General features: G+C 38.7%; 22 protein-coding genes. 9 read left to right on the top strand and 13 right to left on the bottom strand.

What is annotated here, in order from left to right; genetic code table 11:
* Positions 1 to 28: 28 nt before the first annotated feature.
* A complete protein-coding gene (locus AC3E9U_RS04035; RefSeq protein ID WP_488745633.1) occupies positions 29 to 1,180 on the top strand; it encodes a sensor histidine kinase in 1,152 nt (383 codons plus the stop codon).
* A gap of 187 nt (positions 1,181 to 1,367) precedes the next feature.
* Here AC3E9U_RS04035 and AC3E9U_RS04030 read toward each other — a convergent pair whose 3' ends face one another.
* The 4 genes from AC3E9U_RS04030 to greA all read right to left on the bottom strand — a co-directional run bounded on the left by AC3E9U_RS04030 (position 1,368) and on the right by greA (position 3,802).
* Positions 1,368 to 1,949: a hypothetical protein gene (locus tag AC3E9U_RS04030; protein WP_488745632.1), complete on the bottom strand. Its 582-nt coding sequence runs from the start codon at positions 1,947 to 1,949 to the stop codon at positions 1,368 to 1,370.
* 4 nt (positions 1,950 to 1,953) lie between these two features.
* Entirely contained in the window at positions 1,954 to 2,445 is a 492-nt protein-coding gene (locus AC3E9U_RS04025) for a hypothetical protein (protein WP_488745631.1), read from the bottom strand.
* Between the two features lie 460 nt (positions 2,446 to 2,905).
* Positions 2,906 to 3,295: an HIT family protein gene (locus tag AC3E9U_RS04020; protein ID WP_488745630.1), complete on the bottom strand. Its 390-nt coding sequence runs from the start codon at positions 3,293 to 3,295 to the stop codon at positions 2,906 to 2,908.
* Positions 3,296 to 3,325: 30 nt separating this feature from the next.
* Entirely contained in the window at positions 3,326 to 3,802 is a 477-nt protein-coding gene (gene greA / locus AC3E9U_RS04015; protein WP_488745629.1) for a transcription elongation factor GreA, read from the bottom strand.
* 165 nt (positions 3,803 to 3,967) lie between these two features.
* Here greA and AC3E9U_RS04010 point away from each other — a divergent pair, with 165 nt between their 5' ends.
* Entirely contained in the window at positions 3,968 to 4,390 is a 423-nt protein-coding gene (locus tag AC3E9U_RS04010; RefSeq protein WP_488745628.1) for a Rieske (2Fe-2S) protein, read from the top strand.
* A gap of 54 nt (positions 4,391 to 4,444) precedes the next feature.
* Here the strand turns inward: AC3E9U_RS04010 and AC3E9U_RS04005 are convergent, their stop codons facing one another.
* The 5 genes from AC3E9U_RS04005 to AC3E9U_RS03985 form a co-directional block, all read right to left on the bottom strand.
* Entirely contained in the window at positions 4,445 to 6,643 is a 2,199-nt protein-coding gene (locus tag AC3E9U_RS04005) for a TonB-dependent receptor (RefSeq protein ID WP_488745627.1), read from the bottom strand.
* Between the two features lie 279 nt (positions 6,644 to 6,922).
* Positions 6,923 to 7,324, bottom strand: a complete 402-nt coding sequence (gene arfB / locus AC3E9U_RS04000) for an alternative ribosome rescue aminoacyl-tRNA hydrolase ArfB (protein ID WP_488745626.1) — start codon at positions 7,322 to 7,324, stop codon at positions 6,923 to 6,925.
* A gap of 2 nt (positions 7,325 to 7,326) precedes the next feature.
* Positions 7,327 to 8,889 (bottom strand): DUF4301 family protein, encoded by a 1,563-nt coding sequence (locus AC3E9U_RS03995; protein ID WP_488745625.1) that lies wholly within the window; start codon positions 8,887 to 8,889, stop codon positions 7,327 to 7,329.
* Positions 8,856 to 9,473, bottom strand: coding sequence for a nicotinamide riboside transporter PnuC (pnuC, locus tag AC3E9U_RS03990; protein ID WP_488745624.1), 618 nt, complete (start codon positions 9,471 to 9,473; stop codon positions 8,856 to 8,858). Before pnuC ends, AC3E9U_RS03995 begins: the two co-directional genes overlap by 34 nt.
* Positions 9,466 to 10,188 (bottom strand): phosphoglycerol geranylgeranyltransferase, encoded by a 723-nt coding sequence (locus tag AC3E9U_RS03985; protein WP_488745623.1) that lies wholly within the window; start codon positions 10,186 to 10,188, stop codon positions 9,466 to 9,468. Before AC3E9U_RS03985 ends, pnuC begins: the two co-directional genes overlap by 8 nt.
* Before the next feature lie 97 nt (positions 10,189 to 10,285).
* Between AC3E9U_RS03985 and AC3E9U_RS03980 the strand changes: the two genes are divergently transcribed.
* The 3 genes from AC3E9U_RS03980 (at position 10,286) to AC3E9U_RS03970 (ending at position 11,667) form a co-directional block, all read left to right on the top strand.
* Positions 10,286 to 10,882: a Crp/Fnr family transcriptional regulator gene (locus AC3E9U_RS03980; RefSeq protein ID WP_488745622.1), complete on the top strand. Its 597-nt coding sequence runs from the start codon at positions 10,286 to 10,288 to the stop codon at positions 10,880 to 10,882.
* Positions 10,883 to 10,957: 75 nt separating this feature from the next.
* Positions 10,958 to 11,248 (top strand): hypothetical protein, encoded by a 291-nt coding sequence (locus tag AC3E9U_RS03975; protein ID WP_488745621.1) that lies wholly within the window; start codon positions 10,958 to 10,960, stop codon positions 11,246 to 11,248.
* On the top strand, positions 11,248 to 11,667 hold the full coding sequence (locus tag AC3E9U_RS03970; RefSeq protein ID WP_488745620.1) for a group III truncated hemoglobin: 420 nt from the start codon (positions 11,248 to 11,250) through the stop codon (positions 11,665 to 11,667). Before AC3E9U_RS03975 ends, AC3E9U_RS03970 begins: the two co-directional genes overlap by 1 nt.
* Here AC3E9U_RS03970 and AC3E9U_RS03965 read toward each other — a convergent pair.
* Positions 11,634 to 12,290 carry a 4'-phosphopantetheinyl transferase family protein gene (locus AC3E9U_RS03965; RefSeq protein ID WP_488745619.1) on the bottom strand — a complete coding sequence of 219 codons (657 nt, stop codon included), beginning with the start codon at positions 12,288 to 12,290 and terminating at the stop codon, positions 11,634 to 11,636. The two genes, AC3E9U_RS03970 and AC3E9U_RS03965, sit on opposite strands and share 34 nt — an antisense overlap.
* Positions 12,291 to 12,430: 140 nt before the next feature.
* Between AC3E9U_RS03965 and ahcY the strand changes: the two genes are divergently transcribed.
* From ahcY to AC3E9U_RS03950, 3 genes are all read left to right on the top strand, one after another.
* Positions 12,431 to 13,747, top strand: a complete 1,317-nt coding sequence (gene ahcY / locus AC3E9U_RS03960; RefSeq protein WP_488745618.1) for an adenosylhomocysteinase — start codon at positions 12,431 to 12,433, stop codon at positions 13,745 to 13,747.
* Between the two features lie 456 nt (positions 13,748 to 14,203).
* A complete protein-coding gene (locus tag AC3E9U_RS03955) occupies positions 14,204 to 14,434 on the top strand; it encodes a hypothetical protein (protein ID WP_488745617.1) in 231 nt (76 codons plus the stop codon).
* A gap of 40 nt (positions 14,435 to 14,474) precedes the next feature.
* Positions 14,475 to 15,311, top strand: a complete 837-nt coding sequence (locus AC3E9U_RS03950) for a hypothetical protein (RefSeq protein WP_488745616.1) — start codon at positions 14,475 to 14,477, stop codon at positions 15,309 to 15,311.
* Positions 15,312 to 15,332: 21 nt separating this feature from the next.
* Here the strand turns inward: AC3E9U_RS03950 and AC3E9U_RS03945 are convergent, their stop codons facing one another.
* From AC3E9U_RS03945 to rplU, 3 genes are all read right to left on the bottom strand, one after another.
* Entirely contained in the window at positions 15,333 to 16,013 is a 681-nt protein-coding gene (locus AC3E9U_RS03945) for a hypothetical protein (RefSeq protein WP_488745615.1), read from the bottom strand.
* A gap of 209 nt (positions 16,014 to 16,222) precedes the next feature.
* Entirely contained in the window at positions 16,223 to 16,483 is a 261-nt protein-coding gene (gene rpmA / locus AC3E9U_RS03940; protein ID WP_023573269.1) for a 50S ribosomal protein L27, read from the bottom strand.
* 23 nt (positions 16,484 to 16,506) lie between these two features.
* Positions 16,507 to 16,866, bottom strand: a complete 360-nt coding sequence (rplU, locus tag AC3E9U_RS03935) for a 50S ribosomal protein L21 (RefSeq protein ID WP_488745614.1) — start codon at positions 16,864 to 16,866, stop codon at positions 16,507 to 16,509.
* Positions 16,867 to 17,056: 190 nt separating this feature from the next.
* Here rplU and AC3E9U_RS03930 point away from each other — a divergent pair, with 190 nt between their 5' ends.
* A complete protein-coding gene (locus AC3E9U_RS03930) occupies positions 17,057 to 18,382 on the top strand; it encodes a M16 family metallopeptidase (protein ID WP_488745613.1) in 1,326 nt (441 codons plus the stop codon).
* Positions 18,383 to 18,386 lie beyond the last annotated feature (4 nt).

The raw sequence follows: 18,386 nt of genomic DNA, 5'->3' as shown, positions 1-18,386 counted from the left end.
CGATAACCTCAGCCATTCCAAACAAAGTATGAACTTTTCTTCAGACCGACGCAATTTAATACGCTGGATCATCATTCTCGCTTCATTCAATTTTCTGGTGCTGATACTATGGAATACCTATACTTTCTTTCAGACATTCAAAAGTGAAGAACGTTTGAAAATGGAGGTTTGGGCCTCGGCTTTAAACACGGTCAACAATGCCGATGAGAACACTGAATTGAAATTACCGCTGCTTATTTTAAGCAATAATACAACCATTCCTATTGTAAAAACTTCAGATAAGGACAGTATTATCGACATGATTAATGTGGATGAAGCCATTACAAAAGACAAGGCCAAATCGATAGCGTTCCTGAACCGACTTAAGTCAGAAAACGTACCGATTACGATTGACTATGCCGGAAAAAAGCATTTGTTGTATTACGGAAACTCATCACTAATCACAAAATTAAAATACTATCCCATTGCTTTGGTACTGGTCGGGCTCTTTTTCAGCGGAATGATCTTCAACTTTTACCGCGCCAGTAAAATGGCCACACAAAACCGACTTTGGGCCGGTATGGCAAAAGAAACCGCACATCAGATCGGGACGCCTTTATCTTCGTTAATCGGTTGGGTGGAAATCATGAAAGCAGATAATGTGGATGAAACCACCGTTTCCGAAATCGAAAAGGATGTCAACCGCCTGCAGACCATCACCGACCGATTCTCAAAAATTGGTTCCGAACCGGTGCTGGAACGCCGCGATCTGGTTCAGGAAACCGAACAATCCTTCGATTATCTTAAGTCGCGAACTTCCAAGCAGGTGGAATTTTCTTTTGTCGCACCTCAACACCCAATCTACATCCGACTAAATCCGGTTTTGCACAGTTGGACCATAGAAAACCTTGTTAAAAATGCCATTGATGCCATGAAGGGAAGAGGTAAACTGGCGGTTATGATCGAAGAAACAGAGCGTTTTGTCAAAATAAAGATTTCAGATACCGGCAGTGGGATTCCGAAAAACCAGTTTAAGAGCATTTTCGAGCCCGGATTCACCACCAAAAGACGTGGTTGGGGGCTTGGACTTTCATTAACCAAAAGAATCGTCGAGGAGTATCATGACGGACGAATTAAAGTAGCAAGTTCGGAAATCGGAAAAGGGAGTACGATGCAGATTACTTTTAAGAAGGAAGAATAAAAATTTCATATTCCAACAAATTCAGCGTACTTTATAAAAGCTTATTCAAATTCAGGTAAATTACTAAGCGGGCTGTATTTACAGGTCTTTAGTTCTTCCAGTTCATATTGATTTTGCAAACACTAAAATAAAAATCCCCAACTGTGTTGGGGATTATATTTTTGATGAAGAACTTCATGAGCCCTTGTTACACTTTTAGTAAGTCTGTTAAACAATCTGTTTGAGAATTCAGAACTCCTTGAGCAGTTTTTCTCTTTTTAGCTCTTTTAAGGCATTCTACCAGAGAAGAGTAATCATCATTATTTTTTTCTTTTGATCTTATTTTGTCAATAGGATAAATTTTACTTTCAAGATCATCCGAATAGAATAAAAAATCCTCATCCATTCCGCTTATGGTCAAATTTGGAGAATCAAATTTTATGCGTTCCAAAGGAAGAACACCATTCATGTAAAAATATTTCCCTTTTTCTCCCAGCACGCAAGCAGGATATTCTCCTTTTACTGATCTAAAAAGAAATTTGTCAATTTTGAAACCCCAAACATCGTTTACCATAAAAAAAGGCTTGTCCACGCTGCTAGATTGCAAAAAAATCTTTGTACCTGAAAACATACTCCAGGAGTGGGAGTCTAAAAGACCTTTCTCTTCAGCCCTGCCATTTACATAATCCTGATAGGTTTTGTAGACATAAACTTTTCTGTCGAAATCTTGTTCTTGTGAATAAACAGCTGTCGTTAATAAAACAGCGATTAATAATAATAAATTCTTCATTCCTTTATTGTTTTGTTAGTCGTTTAATTTCTAAGTTTTCCATATATGCCTGAAGTGCTGCATAAAAATATGAAGTTTCATATCCTGATTCATAAACCTTATCTTCAATACGGTCTTTTACAAAAAATCTTTTTGCAGTTGATGAGGAACTTAAACCATCGCTATAAACCTTTGTATAAGTACTGCCGTTATTATAATCAAAAACAAAGCGATATTTACTTTTGTCACTGTATTGTGGTAAAATCTCTTCCCCTGGTCTAATGAAAACATATTCACCTTTGTATTTCTCCGCTGCCTTTTTTAAGTATTTATCATAACTTGAGCGCAATCTTAAGGTGACAAGCATTACAGTGTTCGTATCGCCAAATGCAGGAGGAATTGCTTTAAATTCTTCTGTAAACTCTGTTTTTGCATTAGACTTAGCCATTCCCCCACAAGAATTTAGAGTTAAGCTGACTAATGCAAAACCTGAAACAATAAATATTCTTTTTATCATATTTGTTTTTTCATTTCGTAATGTAGCTTACAACTAGTATCTAAGCTAAAAAACGGACGTTTTAAAGAGCGAATATAAAGCGTACAAGAAGAATACCCAAAATAAGTTGTCAACAAAAACAAGTCAAGAATTTGTTGTAATGTTACGTCAAATAAGATTAAAAAACCTCCGTACTGCCTCTAATCAATCACAAATAAACACTAAAAAATGAGTTGGATATTTTTATTTAAATGTTAGCAAATACCCAAAAAAAATCAAAAGGCGACAACTTGGCTCTACACATTGAAAACCTATTCCAAACTTGAAAAAAATTGTTCTTATCAACATTAAGGCAATAATAATAAATGGGATTTTGTTCAAAGGAATGCCGACGATTTAAACGGTAAAGGAGGGACTATCCTAATAACACAAAAAAGCGAAACCAAATGATTTCGCTTTTTTTATAACCTCTTATCTTTTTCTATAGATTCGACTGAATATCTTTGGCCAGGTTTTCAAACTGTTCCGGCGTAAGACTTACCTTTTGTTTGAACGTCATCTCTCCCATTTCATTCAAAGGAATAAGGTGTACGTGTACATGAGGCACTTCCAACCCGATTACAGAAACACCAATACGTTTACAAGCAACGGTTTTCTCTAACGCCTTTGCCACTTTTCGGGAAAATTTCATTAATGCCAGATAATGGTCTTCCTCCATATCAAAAAGCTTGTCGATTTCCTGCTTCGGCACACAAAGCGTATGTCCTTTGGCATTCGGATTCACATCCAGAAACGCAATGAAATTATCGTCTTCGGTTACTTTGTAACACGGTATTTCTCCGTTTATGATTTTGGTAAAAATAGAAGCCATGATCTCTGATTTTTATAATTGGAAACAGATTTAGTCTCTGGAGATTTCCAGAATCTCAAATTTCAACGTTCCGTTAGGCACATTGATTTCAGCGATTTCACCAACCGACTTCCCTAACAATCCTTTTCCGATCGGAGAAGTCACAGAGATTTTTCCGGTTTTCAAATCCGCCTCGCTTTCCGCCACCAAAGTGTATTTCAATTCCATTCCATTGGTTTGATTTTTAATCTTAACTGTAGAAAGAACTAATACTTTTGACACATCTAATTGCGATTCATCGATCAGTCTCGCGTTAGAAACTACTTCCTCCATTTTGGAAATCTTCATCTCTAACAGCCCCTGAGCTTCTTTTGCTGCATCATATTCTGCATTTTCGGACAAGTCTCCTTTATCTCTTGCTTCGGCAATTGCCTGAGATGCTTTTGGTCTTTCTATGCTTTTAAGATGATCTAATTCATCTTTTAACTTTTTTAATCCTTCTGCCGTGTAATAAGATACTGTACTCATAACTTCATCGTTTATATAAATAGAAAAAATCCCATCGGAACGGGATTTCTTTTCTCAAAGATATTGTTTTTTACTCTATTTTCGTTTTTATTGCTGCATTACTGCATTTGTCAAAGTTAATTAATTTAAATTTGTTTATCAATTGTTTTGCAAAATTATTTAAAAATGAAACGCTCCATCTTCCTTACAACATTAACTGCCATTTTATTACTGGGCTGCAATAAAGACGAAGGCAGCAACAATAACAACCCCTACCTGCCTAATTATGCGGTGAATATGCAAATCAACATGACTCTACCTTCTTACAGTAATCTTCAATACCCAAGTAATGCGGTGTATGTTGGCGGTTACGGAATCAGAGGTATTATCGTTTTCAATACCGGAAGCGGATACACTGCTTTTGATGCTGCCTGTCCCAATCAGGCATTGAGCAGTTGTTCCACCATGACGATTGACGGAATCAATGCTGTTTGCGCCTGTGACGAAAAAGAATACAGTTTATTCACGGGTTTGGCCGGTGGCGCGCAATATCCGATGAAACAGTACCGCACCTCCGTTAACGGAAGCGTTATCAATGTTTACAATTAAAAAATCCTGACAGGATCTTCCCGTCAGGATTCATTACTCAATTACAATCAAGTTTTAAAATTTTAGCGTTACGCCAAGCATACCGTTAATACCTGCCTGAGGGTAATAGCCCGCACCTTCGATGGTAGTGATGGTTCCCGGATTAGTAAAATCGTCGTCATAGGTATAGAAATAACCATTGGAAACGTATTCATAGTCAAAAATGTTATTTATCAGTCCGGTTACCACTATGGATTGTAAAACCGATTTCGTTTTGATTACCCAATTCACAGAGAAGTCATTCACAAAATAACCGTCCAGCTTTGACACATCCGAATCAATGTTCCCCATATACTGATCTCCTACGATTTTTGTCAGGAAGGATAACTGCACCGATTTCACAGGCATATAAGTAATAATATTTCCTGCTATCACGCTTGGTGAGTAAGCGATGTTTGTGTCGCCTAAATTTTGCAGCATACCATCTCTCTGAAACACGAAATCCTTGTTTTTATTCACACTCACGGTAACATTGGGACGGATTACCAATTCTTCCAAAACAGAAATTGCCGCATCCATTTCCAATCCCACACGGAAACTGTCCCCGCTGTTAGCCCTGATAGGTGAACCCACCTCATCCAACTGACCGGTTAAAACCAACTGATCTTTATAAGCCATGTAGTAAGCATTCACGTTAAATTTTGTTCTTGGGGAAGCATAACGCCATCCCAATTCGAAATCATCCAATTGCTCCGGCTTCGGACTTCCATTTTCATAATCGGTTCGGTTCGGTTCGCGGTTTGCTCGTGCATAGGAGAAATAGAAATTATTGTTTTTATTCAACGTATAGGTAATTCCGGCTTTCGGATTGAAGAAATTGAAGGTATCATCTACCAAACCGGTTTCCGGAGAATCCGCCTTGTAATTTACGTTTCTCAACTGCACATCTCCAAAGAGACTGAAAGCATTACTGATCTTGTATCCCACTTTAGCAAACACGTTCACGTCGGTCTTCACGCCGCGGTCGTTATAATACTTATCTCCTAACTCGCTGGTGGATGCATAACGCGACCAAATCACTTTTCCGTAATGCAATCCGTCGTATTTATTCCAGGCACCGCCAAGGATGATATCGAGGTTTTCATTTTTGTAGTTCGCCGAAACTGTAGTCCCGTAGAAATCATTGTCCAGCCATTTCTGCCGAACCAGATCAGTCGAAGTTTGTCCAATCACAGGCTCCATTCCGTATTCCGCGAAATCCGCATTTTCTATGTAGTTTTCGTAATACCCTCTTCCTTTTGTATAATGGAACGCCAGATTGGTATTCCATTTCGACCCAATCTTTTGATTCCAGTGCAACTGCGCGTGATCCTGCTGGTAATTATCGGTTTCATTATCATAAAAGCGAACGTTTCCGAACTCATCGGTAAACATCCCCGCCGGATTGAACGTACGGTTGTTTTCTAATGTTGCTTCATCGATTCCGTTCCAGGCCTGATACGTTTTTTCTTTTCCGCCGAAAACCATTCCTTTAATCAAAGTGGTTTTCCCAACAAATGTGCCCTGAAGGAAATAGGATTTCAAATCGGAAGAAGCTCTGTCGATATATCCGTCCGAATTGATTTTAGACAAACGTCCGGCCAATTCAAATTTATCATTCATCAAACCGGTGCTGAATTTCACGGTATGTTTGTGCGTATTGAAACTTCCGTAGGAATTCGAAATTTCACCGTTACTTTTTGTGGAATAGGAATCAGTCAGCATGTTCAGACTCGCTCCGAACGCACCGGCTCCATTGGTAGAAGTTCCCACTCCGCGCTGCAACTGAAGGTTTTCCACGGACGAAACAAAATCCGGCATGTTCACCCAGTAAGTCCCGTGCGATTCCGAATCATTGTAAGCAATTCCGTTGATCGTAACATTGACACGCGTCGCATCACTACCACGCACACGGATGCCTGTATAACCCACACCATTTCCGGCGTCTGTAGTGGTTACTACCGAAGGCAGGTAATTCATCAAAACCGGGATATCCTGACCTAAATTTCGCTCGGCCAATTCCTTTTTACCCATGTTGCTAAAGGTCACCGGTTGTTTTTCATGGGCCCTAACAGCCGAAACCAGCACTTCATCCAACATTTTTACTTTTGTAGTATCTTTCTCTTTTTCCTGAGCGAAACCAGTTAGGGAAAAGAAACAAGAAACAAGAAACAATACAAAACCGAAATGGATGTTTGTTGCTTTTTCTCTTTTGGATTTGAATAAAGTTTTCATTCGTAATGAACTACGAATAAAAGGGGCAATTATTCTTTTTTAAAAAATTAAATTTGATATGCTGCTGAACGTTACTGACAAAAAAACTTGGTAGTGTCCCATCTGGCTTCTTCACCAAAAATACGCACTGTACATTTTCTTAACGCTCAGCCTTCCCTAAACAGCATTACCTGTTCCAGGTTCGTTGGGTATAATCTCAGCTCGTCATTTAGAGCACCCCTTTGAGACGGCACAAAGATAGGACTATCAATGGCAATAATCAAACGGAAGTCCGATTAATTAATATCTTGGTTTTTTCCGGGACTGTTTTATTTCCGACTGACCCCTCTTTTCCTTGAGTCTTTTTTCGATGACCGAACGCGGAATTTTAGTGGCTTTTCTTTGTTTCTGCACTTTCAGCGCGCCTTCGACAATCAGCAAAAAGCGTTTGATTACGATTTCTTTGTTTCGGAGCTGACTTCGGTCTTCATCACAATTCAGGATCAGGATCTGATCTTTGGTAAGTTTGTTTTCGAGTTTCATCAAAAGCAGTTCTCTTTCCTCTTCTGAAAATGCCGCTGAATTCTTCAGATCGAATTGCAGCACTACTTTGGAGGACACTTTGTTGACGTTCTGTCCGCCCGAGCCGCTGCTGCGAACCGCTTTGAACTGTAATTCCGAAATAAGTTTTTCCTTATCCACTATTATTCGTGCTGATGCGCCGGTTTAAGCAGGTCATTTACCGTTTTTACCGGATTGAAGGTCACCAAAGGAACTTCAGCAAAAATAGTTATCCAGTTTGCCATTGCTCCGTTCCACAATCCCGGGAGTTCATACGCTTTGATGTCTTTACCGTTTTTGGTTTTCTGAACAATAAAACCGGCGTTATGATTTACAAAATCGGTTAAATTGAATTTCTTCCCTCTGTAATTTTTCAGTCCGCACACCAGGTCTACCGGGTTGAAATGCGTGGATTCCGAAAAGATTTTCTTTTGATTTTCGTTTTGCTGATCTATTTGCGAGGATTCCACGATTTGCAGTGAAACGGTTCCGTTGTCTTCATCTACCCAGAATGGTCCGCCGCCGGGTTCCCCTTCATTTTTCACCATTCCGCAAACACGGATCGGACGGTTTAATAAATGGATCAACTCGGCTTTCTGATTCTCTAATGAATATTTTGAAAAATCTTTAGGTAATACGATGTTCAACTTGTCTGTCACGAAAGCAACAACTTCATCCAGTTTTACCTCGGCCGAATTCTCCAACAGTTCAAGATGCGTGAAAATTGATTTTTGCAGTTCCAACAGCAAACCGCCAAGCACTTTTTTATAAAAAACGATCTCGTCAAAATGATTGAAAGCGACATTGTCGATGTTTTTGATGAAAACGATGTCACTTTCCAGCTGATTCAGGTTTTCAATCAAAGCGCCGTGTCCGCCGGGACGGAAAAACAATTTACCGTCATCCAATCGGAACGGATTGTTCTCCATATCGACCGCCAGGGTATCCGTTTCTTTTTGCTGAAAAGAATAATTTACGGTTACATCGGGCGCTAATTCAGCAATGATCGATTCGAAATCGTTCTGATGCTCTTCCGAAACCGTCATATGGATCTGCGGTCTTCCATTAACGCCCGAATATTCTATTGCTTCTTTTAAATGTTTGTAAAGCGGCGTGGTTACTTCGTCTCCATTTCTGTGAAACGGCAAAACTCCCTTAGGTTTATTACTGAAATCAAAACCTTCGGAAGAAAGAAGCGTGTTAATGAAGTAATAGTATTTTTCGTCCTGCGTCAGTTCTTCGTAATTCGCAAAAAGCGTTTTGACTTCCTCAAGAACCATTTCATAGAACGGGAATTTCTCCAGACCCACCAGGAAAACAGACAGGTTCGTTGCCTTTTGTCGGTTGATATAAGCATTTATTGTTTCTTCCCCTAACTGAAACTCATTAATGAATTCGATCAGAAACTGGAACATTCTGCTCGCCGCTCCGGAGGCCGGAACAAATTTTTCAATGGTATAGACGGCTCGTTCCTTTTCGAAATAATCATTATACCTTGCGGCATCTTCTTCCGAAAACGTCAGTATTCCGTCACCAACCGTCGCTGTTTTTTCCAACGAAATATTGGCAATCCCGGTTTGGAACATTTCCAGTTCGCGGGCGATTTTTTCGCCTTTGATTCCGTATTCCTTTATGTATTCAAAATCAGATTCCGAAAAACCAAAATCTTCAATTATGCTATCTTTTGTTGTAAAATCTTTCTCCATTCTCTGTAAGCTAAAATGGCCAAAACCGTAAAAATTAAATATTGTAACGACAACATCCCCAATCCTCTGTATGCATAAATCGGTGTTACAATAATATCTCCAATAATCCAAAGGGTCCAGTTTTCTATCTTTTTATGGGCCATGTACCACATTGCCGTAAAGAAAATCCCTGAAGCCACTATATCTACATAATTTTCTTTTTTTATTTCATAATCAAAGAAAGTATAGATGGCGAAAACTACAATAATTGTCATTAAAAACAATACAATACCGATAATTTTTTCTTTAAAATTTGTTCGTGTTATCGACAATGGTTTCTGCTGACCGGTTTTTCTTGCCCAGTTCCACCAGCCGTAGATACTCATAATAGAAAAATAGAGATTGATCATCATGTCACCCAGGTAACCCGCTACCCAAAGCAGGTAGGTCGTAATTACTGTCGCAATCAGTCCGGTGGGATATGTTAGTATACTTTCTTTTCGGGCCAAAACCACACTCAGAATCCCAAATATAAACACGATGAATTCCAGCATGATTTTCGTTATCGAAGCATCTTTATAAGCGTCAAGAAAAAAATCAAGCATGGGAAATGAAATTAAAAAAGTTAGGATCGTTTTCAAACGCCGTTCCGATAACCACCAGGTCAGCGCCTGCATTGTAAGCCTCATCAATCGCTTTTTTCGAACGGATTCCGCCACCGACGATTACAGGAATCCGGATGTTATCCGACACTTTACGAATCATTTCCAACGGCACCGCATTTTTGGCTCCGCTTCCGGCTTCTAAATAAATTAATTTATTCCCGATGTATTCCCCGGCCTGCGCGGTCTGAACCACATAATCGGAATTTTTCCTATCCAAGGGATCGGTTTTACTTACCCGCTCCACGGCGGTTTGGGTTCCGCTTTCAATCAGAATATAGCCTGTTGAAATGACTTCCAGATTGGTTTTCTTCAAAATCGGAACCGCATTCACCTGATGTTCGATCAGATAGTCCGGATTTCTTCCTGAGAGTAAAGTCAGAAACAAGATTGCATCCGCTTTACTTGAAATCTGTGACGGGTTTCCCGGAAAAAGCAGAATTGGCAAACTTGTTTTTTGCTTCAGCAGGACAATCAGTTCATCAATGATATTGGCTTCCACGATACTTCCTCCCACAAAAATATGGGTTGCCGGAGAAGCGTTTATCTTATCTGCCAACAACAAGACCTCATCCAAAACGATCTTATCCGGATCGAGCAGGATAGCCAAAAGTTTTTGGTTCTTATTTTTAGCCGATAAAATCTGGTTGTACAGCATTTGTTTGTTCTTCGTTATGAGTCGGTAAATGTAGTTTATTTTTAAAATCCGTAAAATTTTAATAGTATTTTTGTACTGAACCTTTAGAATATCCTTTATGATCCCTGAAGAATTATTGGAATCCCACAATGCGTTGCGAAAAAAATATGCGAAAGGCGATATTATTTTCCGTGAAGGCGACATACCGTTAAATTATTATCAGGTTATTGGCGGTGAGGTAAAAATGTGCAATTTCAATGATGACGGCAGGGAGTTTATTCAGGGGATTTTCAGTCGGAAGCAAAGTTTTGGTGAGCCGCCCTTGTTCCTTAATCGCGTATATCCTGCCAATGCGATTGCCGTTACGGATTGCGAATTATTTATGGTACCAAAATCTTCTTTTCTGAAACTGGTGAATGAAAATGCTTCGGTTTCTCTTAATATTATTGAAAATCTGGCGCAGCGGCTTCATTACAAATCGGTGATGGCAGCAGAGATTTCTTCTCAGGAACCGGAACACCGTTTGTTGAAACTCATCGATTATTCCATTAAATTCTTCAAAATCGAAAAAGAAGCTACCGGTTATCGTATTGACCTAACCCGACAACAGATGGCTGATTTGACAGGTCTTCGCGTTGAAACCGTCATTCGTGCCATCAAAGCATTGGAACGGAAAAACGAAATCAAAATCATCAGCAGAAAAGTTTACCGATAATTTTTCAAACATGATTCAAATCATAAAACCCAGGGTATAAGGCGTCCTAATTTTGGTTTATTAAAATCAAAGATTATGACACTATATCAAAAAACCTTAGACGAGTTTCAAAAAGAATATTATGCCTACAGCACTTTAGCGATCATCGGACAAAGTTGTTTGGGTGGTGCAGCAGCGATGTATATTTTACAGAACGGCACTTCTTTTTTCCAAATGATGCAACTGGCTTTGATTGTTATCGCCTGTAGCTTTGTCAACGGCGCCATTTTAGCGCAGCAAAAACCAAAATTAGTCTTCAATCTGACTTTGACGAGCGTAATCAGCAGTATTGTGATGATTATCCTGAACACGCTTATTATCCAGTAATGAAAAATGACATTCAGAACCGGGAGGACCTATCCAAATTGCTACACTCTTTTTACGGAAAAATCAGGGTCAACGAAGAAATAAGCCATTTTTTTAATGGGACGATTTCCGATTGGGACACACACCTGGAAAAGCTAACCGATTTTTGGGAAAGCAATTTGTTTGGTAACCGAAGATTCTATGGAAATCCAATACAGGCCCATGTGGAGGTCGATAAAAAATTTGGTCATGTGATCACGCCTACAATTTTTGGTTTATGGCTGAACCTTTGGTTTGAAACGTTGGATGAATTGTTTGAAGGTGAGAATGTAAAAACCCTGAAATTTCGTGCTCCGAAAATGGGAACGGTGATGATGATGGCTATTTACGAGAACCGTAAGCGAACTTATTCCGATTCCACCGCGCAAACCAGCATGTAATTGGGACCGTTGGGCTGATTGTCATCCAGATCAATTTCTTCAAAAATAATATCGTAGTGCTGAACTATGTCATTAAAATGCAGTTCGGCACTGCATTTTCTTTCGGACAGTTGAAACGGATTTTCAAAAATGTGATCCTGAAAACTGATTCCGGCTTCGTTTTTCAGTTTATAAATCGCTTCTTTTATTCCCCAAACTACGGTGGCCTTTCGCATGGTGTCCGCGTGCGATAAATTTTCAAGATGCGTTACATCCATAAAACGCGGCGCAAGTCGTACCACTTTTTCCTTTATCTGCTCCATATCGATTCCGATATTACAGGTACTCAGCACAATGGCTGAAAAATCAAACGAGTGTGAAATGGAAATATGCGTACCGTCTTTTAAATGTGGCTTTCCCAATTCATCATAATACAGATCGAAATCGTCATAACCTGCGTGTTGAAACAGCATCCGTACCGCGAGAAATCCTTTTTGGTGCGCTTCTGACTTCATTCCTTCCAATCGCGCCAAGGAAGTGTCTTTCAACGCAACATTTCTGAAAAGTTCGGTGAAATCTTCGGTGATTTTCCAGAGAAAAATCTTCGACGTGGGGTTAATATCGATTACTTTAAAAAGCGGCATGGGATATTTTACTGTTTTTCAAAAGATTATAAACATAAACAAATCACAAAATAAGTGAAATGCTTTAGGAAATAAAAAGGAAATGCTTAATTTTGCCTTCCTGAATCAGGAAAAAAATATAAAACAAATATACTAAATAGATGAGTACAACGACATTACCATTTGTTGCTTACAAAGTAAAAGATATCAATCTTGCTGCTTGGGGAAGAAAAGAAATTGAATTGGCAGAAGCAGAAATGCCGGGATTAATGGCACTTCGTGCAGAATATGGTGCAAGCCAGCCTTTAAAAGGAGCACGTATTGCAGGATGTTTACACATGACGATCCAAACGGCGGTTCTAATCGAAACACTAATTGCTTTAGGAGCTGAAGTAACTTGGTCTTCTTGTAACATTTTCTCTACTCAGGATCAGGCTGCTGCAGCTATTGCTGCTGCAGGAATCCAGGTTTACGCTTGGAAAGGTCTTAACGAAGAGGAATTCGACTGGTGTATCGAGCAGACTTTATTCTTTGGTGAAGACAGAAAACCATTGAACATGATCTTGGATGACGGTGGTGATTTAACCAACATGGTTTTTGACCGTTACCCAGAATTGATCCCTGGCATCAAAGGTTTATCAGAAGAAACTACGACTGGAGTTCACCGTTTGTATGAAAGAATGAAAAACGGAACATTGTTCATGCCGGCAATCAACGTGAACGATTCGGTTACTAAATCAAAATTCGATAACAAGTACGGATGTAAAGAATCAGCTGTGGATGCTATCCGTCGTGCTACTGACATTATGTTAGCTGGTAAGAGAGTAGTAGTTTGCGGATACGGTGACGTTGGAAAAGGAACTGCGGCTTCTTTCCGTGGAGCAGGTTCTATCGTAACCGTTACTGAAATCGACCCGATCTGTGCTTTACAGGCTGCCATGGACGGTTTTGAAGTGAAAAAATTAGATACTGTAGTAGGTAACGCTGATATCATCATCACTACTACTGGAAACAAAGACATCGTTATCGGAAAACATTTCGAGGCAATGAAAGATAAAACGATTGTTTGTAACATCGGTCACTTCGATAACGAAATTGACATGGCATGGTTAAACAAAAACCACGGTGCTTCTAAAATCGAGATCAAACCTCAGGTTGACAAATATACCATCGCCGGAAAAGACATTCTTATCTTAGCTGAAGGTCGTTTAGTAAACTTAGGTTGTGCTACAGGTCACCCGTCATTCGTAATGTCTAACTCATTCACGAATCAGACTTTGGCGCAATTAGAGTTATGGAATAATTCTGCGGCTTACAAAAATGAAGTTTACATGTTACCGAAACATTTGGATGAGAAAGTAGCTTCTTTACACTTAGCGAAATTAGGTGTGGAATTAGAGACTTTGAATGATGAGCAGGCTGCTTACATCGGAGTGGATGTTAAAGGTCCTTTCAAACCGGAATACTACAGATATTAATCAGTAAACCGTTGACAATAGCTGTCAGCAGTTTATTCAGATAACTTAAAAACCCTTGCAGTGATGTGAGGGTTTTTTATTGCCGATTCTTACATTGTTTTACATTTCAATTTCCATACAGCAAAAGATATTGTTACTTTTACTTTATACGATGATCATTTTATCAATAAGGCTATGTATAAAAAAATCAACGATTCAAATAGCACCAAATGGCTTACCCGAATTTTAATCACCTTTAATCTTATTTTCTCGATATATGTAAAAACACATATCAGCGACTATTATGTTGAAGGCTTTGTTTTGGTTCTACTTTCCATTTGGCTTACGTGGTTTAATAAACATTTTCTTTCTGGCTTATCGATGTTGCTTTGTCTCTATACTTTTTACATGCATTGGTGAGATTATTTGTTTATCACTACTTTTACTTTTTACGATGCTCATTTTACCACTTAGGATATGTACAACAAAATCAACGATTCAGACGTTATCAAATGGCTTACCCGACTTTTGATAACATATAATTTTTTGGCCTGTATCTTGTTGCGGAATGAGTTTAGCAATTCTGTTGAAGCCATAACTTTGGTAATAATTGGCATCTGGCTGACATTGTTCCACAAAAATGCAATTGCTTTTATGTTGATGTTATTAGGACTTTATCCTCATTTAGCGGGTTACTACTTACGTTAGACAATGAACCATATAAAAAACAAAACTCTTACCCTTTGCAATGTATCAAACCCATAAAGAAATCAGATCCGCTTTTGCATTTATTGTTTTATTGCTACTGACATACTGTAAAGAAAACAAAAACGAAATTGTTGCATCGGAAACAACTAAGATCATCACTCAATCTGCAGAACCAAACGATGACAACCTTGAAGGCGTTTGGGTAAGAAAAGACTATGTTTCCAATTTAAAAAAGAACAATTCCCCTTTTCAGTCCTATATTCATTTAGAAGGAATCGCTTCTTTGATTATTTCTTCCGAAACTGAAAACGGTTCAAAAAAGGTAAGTTTTAATTTAGGCAACGTCGAGGCTTCCGAAGCAATCCTACTCAATAACAAAGGAAAAAAGCAACTTAAATTCCGATGGGGTGATAAACAATATAGTAGTGATGTCGTTTTTGAAAACAATGAAATCTCATTCATCATAAATTCAAAGAAGTTGAGCTTCGTTAAAGCCGACCATAAAATGGAGTCTTTCGGCGTGGATTATATGACCAACGTGGTTTTGTTCCAAAATAAAAACTTCAGTTGCTACAATGAAAAAAATCAGCGAATTTCAACCAACATCAAATTGAATCCGGACGGTACCATCGACAATTTTTTACACTACAAATTTTACAGCGTTCAAAATGCGTTTGTCGTTGATGTAAATCCGAAAGACATAATTACGCTCAAGAATTCCGACAAGACCAAAGAGGATTTCTTTCATTTCAAAATAAAAGGCAAAGCGATGCTCCTTTACGAAATAAACATCATTAAGGATACGTTACACAGTGAAGACGATGAAGCTTACGAAGATAGTGAGGAACTTAAACTTAAATATGTTTTGAAATATTAATTAGTCTATTCCGGCCTTTCCTCAGCGAAAATTAACGATAAACCCCGTCGAGACGCTATCATAATCTTTGGCAGTCAATTTCCCTTTCTTTTTCCGCAAGGCTACCAATGCATCACTTTTCCTGATGATTTTCGCGACAAATTCTCGCGTATCCTTTGAGTAATTAAATGACAGTTTTCTCCAATACTCCTGCAATATCGGCGACTGCATCCACATAAGGTAATTATTCACCCAGACGCCCTTACCTGTAGTATCATATTTTCCCGTAGTGAGAAAATCTTCCATCGACTGAAACACCCTTAGCGAATAATACACTTCCAGTTGTTTTCTCTTTACCGGATCATATTTTTCAGGCAGTGCCATTCCAAAATCAGCATCCTGAACCATACTGGCGTACAGGAAATAGCCTTCGGGATATTTTTGAAGCAATTCGTTTTGAGGATCAAGCCAATTGTGCTGGATGTTTTCTACGGTATTATAAGCCGCCTTATTCTGCTCTATCCTATCGTTAGACCGTATGGATACATAAATATTATAAATGACCAGAAAGAAGGAAAGCGAGGCCATGAGACGCAGGGAAAGCTCATATCTTTTTTCAATCGGGCAATCCAATCTTCGGATTAATTCATATCCAACCACATAAACCACAATCAACATGATGGTTATGACAAATACTTCGGCTTGTGAATTTGAACCAAACATCGCCTCAGGAATTTCAGATTGCAATACAAGTTACGAAATTAACAGGAATTTCAGTCTTAAGAAATGTTTAAAATAAAGAACCGCCCCTATCGAAAACCTATGTACTTTTAAAAAATCCATTTAAAAAAGTAGGCGATTTGGCGAGAAGCCCAAAAACAAAAAACCCCAGATCTTTCGAACTGGGGTTTTATATTATTTAAGAGTAATTCTTAAGCTTCGAATGGAACTACAGAAACAAATGATTTGTTATCACCTTTTTTCTGGAATTTCACTACTCCATCAACTTTTGCATGTAAAGTATGATCTTTACCCATGTAAACGTTTTCACCTGGATTGTGCTTAGAACCTCTTTGTCTTACGATAATGTTTCCAGCGATTGCAGCTTGACCACCATAAATCTTAACACCTAAACGTTTCGATTCTGATTCTCTACCATTCTTGGAACTACCGACACCTTTCTTGTGAGCCATGACGTATTGGTTTTAAATGTTAATTATTCTTCTGTAGCTTCCGCTTTTTTAGTCGCTTTTTTCTTTGCTCCACCACCAACGATGTTCTCGATAACGATTTGAGTTAAAGATTGTCTGTGACCGTTTTTCTTTTTGTAACCTTTTCTTCTTTTCTTTTTGAAAACGATTACTTTATCACCTTTTAAGTGTTGTAACACTTTGGCTTCTACTGAAGCACCTTCTACAGCTGGGGCGCCTAAAGTTACGTTTCCGTTGTCATCTAATAAAAGAACTTTGTCAAAAGAAACTTTTGCACCTTCTTCTACTGCTAAACGGTGAACATAAACCTTTAAGTCTTTGCTTACTTTGAATTGTTGCCCTGCTATCTCTACGATTGCGTACATAACAATAATGTTTAATTAATTTTTTAAGTGTGCAAATATACAACTATTTCTGTATCTTACAACTTACTTATTAAAATTTACCGCTAAAAAACTAAAAACCAACGCCATTAAAAAAAGTTATCACTAATTGTAACAAAATGTTGAAATTGCACACTCATTCTTTTATTATATAAAATAACTAGTAACTCTTATGAAAAAATCTTTAATGGCTTTGAGTTCGCTTTTAATGCTTGGAGGCGTTGCTTCCGCTCAGAAAGTAGCATTTGAAGAATACAATCTGGACAACGGTCTGCATGTAATTTTACATCAGGACAAATCAGCTCCGGTAGTAATCACATCGGTAATGTATCACGTGGGATCGAAAGACGAAAACCCTGAAAGAACCGGATTTGCTCACTTTTTCGAACACCTTTTATTCGAAGGAACCAAAAACATCGGTCGCGGTGACTGGTTTAAACTTGTAACTGCCAACGGTGGAAACAATAATGCCAACACTACCGAAGACAGAACATACTACTACGAGGTTTTCCCTTCAAACAATTTACAGTTGTCGTTATGGATGGAATCGGAAAGACTAATGCATCCGGTAATCAACCAGATCGGAGTTGACACTCAAAACGAAGTAGTTAAAGAAGAAAAAAGACTTCGCGTAGACAACCAGCCTTACGGTAGTTTAATCGCTGCCGTGAAACAAAACATCTACAAAGTGCATCCTTACCGTTGGGCACCAATCGGTTCGATGGAACATTTGGATGCTGCAACATTACAGGAATTCCAGGCTTTCAACAAGAAATTCTACATTCCTAACAACGCAGTTTTAGTGGTTGCAGGTGATTTCGATCCGGCTCAGGCAAAAACATGGATCAAAGATTACTTCAATGCAATCCCTAAAGGACCGGCTATCCAAAGACAAAAATTCGAAGAAGCGCCTATCACTCAAACCATCAAAGCTACTTACCAGGATCCAAACATCCAGATCCCGATGATGGTTGCCACTTACAGAACGCCTTCTATGAAAACGCGTGATGCAAGGGTTTTAGACATGATCTCTTCTATCTTATCGGACGGAAAAAGCTCAAGATTATACAAGAAAATAGTTGACGACAAGAAAATGGCTTTACAGATCGGTGCTTTCAACTACAGCCAGGAAGATTACGGAATGTACATTTTGTACGGTCTTCCGATGGGCAAAACCACTACATCGGAATTACTTAAAGAAGTAGACGAGGAAATCGTGAAGTTACAGTCGGATCTGATCTCTGAGAAAGACTTCCAAAAACTTCAGAACAAATTCGAAAACCAATACGTGAACGGTAACGCTAACGTGGAAGGTATCGCCGAAAACCTTGCTTCTTTCTACTTATTATACGGTGATGTGAACCTGATCAATACTGAAATTGACATCTACCGTTCAATCACAAGAGAGGAAATCAGAGAGGTTGCAAAAAAATACCTGAATCCAAACCAACGTTTGCTTTTAGATTATGTACCTGCAAAAGACAAAGCACAAAACTAAGTTG

The organism is Flavobacterium sp. 21.1 (assembly GCF_057801535.1).
This window is presented reverse-complemented; position numbering and strand designations above follow the sequence as displayed.